Origin of the sequence: Streptomyces chiangmaiensis (genome assembly GCF_036281785.1) — a bacterium.
In the GTDB taxonomy this organism is placed as follows: domain Bacteria; phylum Actinomycetota; class Actinomycetes; order Streptomycetales; family Streptomycetaceae; genus Streptomyces; species Streptomyces chiangmaiensis.
Window position 1 is genome coordinate 1 of record NZ_JAYWVC010000483.1, and the last position, 2,253, is coordinate 2,253.

A 2,253-nucleotide genomic window follows, 5' to 3' on the forward strand; every position below is an offset into this window, starting at 1 on the left:
GCTCCGGTGACTACCACGCACCGTACCTCGGACGAGGCCTCGATCGTCGCCCAGATCTGGTTGAGCCGGTCGGTGGTTGGTCCGTCGACGGCGTTCAGTACCGCTGGCCGGTCGATCGTCACGTAGGCGACGAAGTCTTTGATTTCGAACCGGACTTCATCGGTCATGACACGATTCCGTTCTCGCGCAGCCGCGCGATCCGTACCTCGTCGTATCCGTGCTCGGCCAGCAGCTCGGCGGTGTTCTCACCGAGCTGCGGCGCGCGGCGGTCCACCGTGGCCGGGGTCGCCGACAGGCTGATGGGGGAGTTGAGCACGTGCACGACGCCTTCGCCGGGGTGTTCCATCTTGACGATCATGTTGTTGACCGCTGTCTGCTCGTCAGCCAATGCATCGGCCATGGTCAGCACCGGAGCGCACAGCAGGTCCTGTTCCTCGAGCCTATGCACCCAGTGGGCGGTGGTGTTCGTGGCGAACCTGTCGCGGAAGAGTCCCTGCAGCTCCGCCTTGGCTGCCATGTGCCCCGGTGGATCCTGGAGATCTGCTCGCTGCCACAGGGTGTCGGGGAGGTCCAGCGCGGCACAGATGTCGCGCAGGGGCTCCTGCTTGAAGGCACCGACCATGCACACCGCACCGTCGGTGGTCGCGAAGACCCCGGACAGTGGCATGGCCGCCCAGTTGATCTCCGTTCCGCGGTTGAGGTGGGTTGCTGCCTCCTGCATTTGCATGTGGAGCATGGAGTCGAACATGCGGACGTCGACGCGCTGGCCTTCGCCGGTCCGTTCGCGCGCGAGTAGTGCCAGCAGGATTCCTTGGAGGAGATGCATTCCGGTGGTGTAGTCGCACAGCGTCGTCGGGTAGATGCTCAGCGGGATGTCCTCGCTCTGGCGGCGCCACATCACCCCCGAAAGGGCCTGCAGCAGCACGTCCTGCCCGCCCTTGTGCGCGTAGGGGCCGCTTTCGCCGAAGCCTGTTCCGGACGCCCAGATCAGGCGCGGGTTGATCGCCTTCATCGCCTCGTACCCGAACCCGATGCGGTCCATCACCCCGGCCCGGAAGTTGCTGACCACCACGTCGGCGTCACGGATCAGGTCGAGGACGACCTGTTTACCTTCCTCGCCGCGGGTGTCGATGCTGATGCTGCGTTTGTTCCGGTTGATGGAGTAGAAGATGGGGTTGTCCAGGCCAGACGGGTCCACGATGGACGACCGGGAGAGGTCGCCGACCTTCGGGCGCTCGATCTTGATGACGTCCGCGCCGTAGTCACCGAGCAGCTGCGTGGCTGAGGGGCCCATGAACACCTGGGTGAAGTCGACGACGGTGATGCCTTCGAGTGCTTTCATACGTCCGTTCCTTCGGTCGATGCGGTGGTGACCGTCGCGTTCGCGCTCGGTTGGTCGCCCGGGTCCGCCCCGAACTTGCGCATCACTGCCTGGATGTTGGGTGCGGGAACCTCCCGCACCGTGCAGCCACGATCGGCCGCCAGGGCCGCCGCCACGCCTGCGGCCTGGCCCATCGCCATGCACGGCGGGATCTCCCGGGACATCTTCTGCGCCTGCGGGGTCGCGGAATAGTGCCGTCCGGCCACCAGCAACTGGTCGACCTCCTTCGGCAGTAGGGCACGGTAGGGCGTGTAGTAGTCCCGTCCGCGTGCCACCGTGTCGGCGAAGTGCCTTCGAGAATGGACATCCTCGGCGGTGACTACGTACTCGCCTTGGAGTAGTCGGGTCTGCCGCACGCCCATCTGTTCCGCTACATCCACAATGTAGGCGTTCTCGAAGCCCGGCAGTGTTTGCCGGCATAGGGCGACGGCTTCCGCAATACGATCCCGTGCCGCGAACTCGGCCGAGGTCATCGACGTCGGGTCCGTGCCGTCGTAACCGGTCATGTGCGGTGCGTTGCACCACACCACGCCAGGGACCGGGGTCTTGAGCCACCACAGCTCCCAGGCTCCGCCCAGTACCCGCTTGATCTTTTTATTGATCAGGCGGGCCGCCTTCGGATCGGCCTGTTCGAACCGCTCGGCCTCCGCCGTGTCGACCCCGCCGAGGCGGAAGACGAGCGTGGTCAGATAGGAGTCCTTGACGTAGGAGGCACCCGCACGGGACGCCACGTCAATGTCGCCGGTGGTGTCGATGACGACGTCGCCCAGGATCGCCTGCGGACCTTCCTTCGTTTCCGCGATCACTCCGCGCATCACCCCGTTGTCGACGATCGGCCGCGAGAACCAACTGTGCAGGCGGAGGTTCACGCC

At 65.4% G+C, this 2,253-nt stretch carries 2 protein-coding genes; both read right to left on the bottom strand.

What is annotated here, in order from left to right:
• Positions 1-163: 163 nt before the first annotated feature.
• Positions 164-1,342, bottom strand: a complete 1,179-nt coding sequence (locus VXC91_RS44715) for a CaiB/BaiF CoA transferase family protein (protein ID WP_329513066.1) — start codon at positions 1,340-1,342, stop codon at positions 164-166.
• A partial coding sequence (locus VXC91_RS44720; protein WP_329513067.1) for an FAD-dependent oxidoreductase occupies positions 1,339-2,253 on the bottom strand: 915 nt, incomplete at its 5' end. The genes VXC91_RS44715 and VXC91_RS44720, both read right to left, overlap by 4 nt.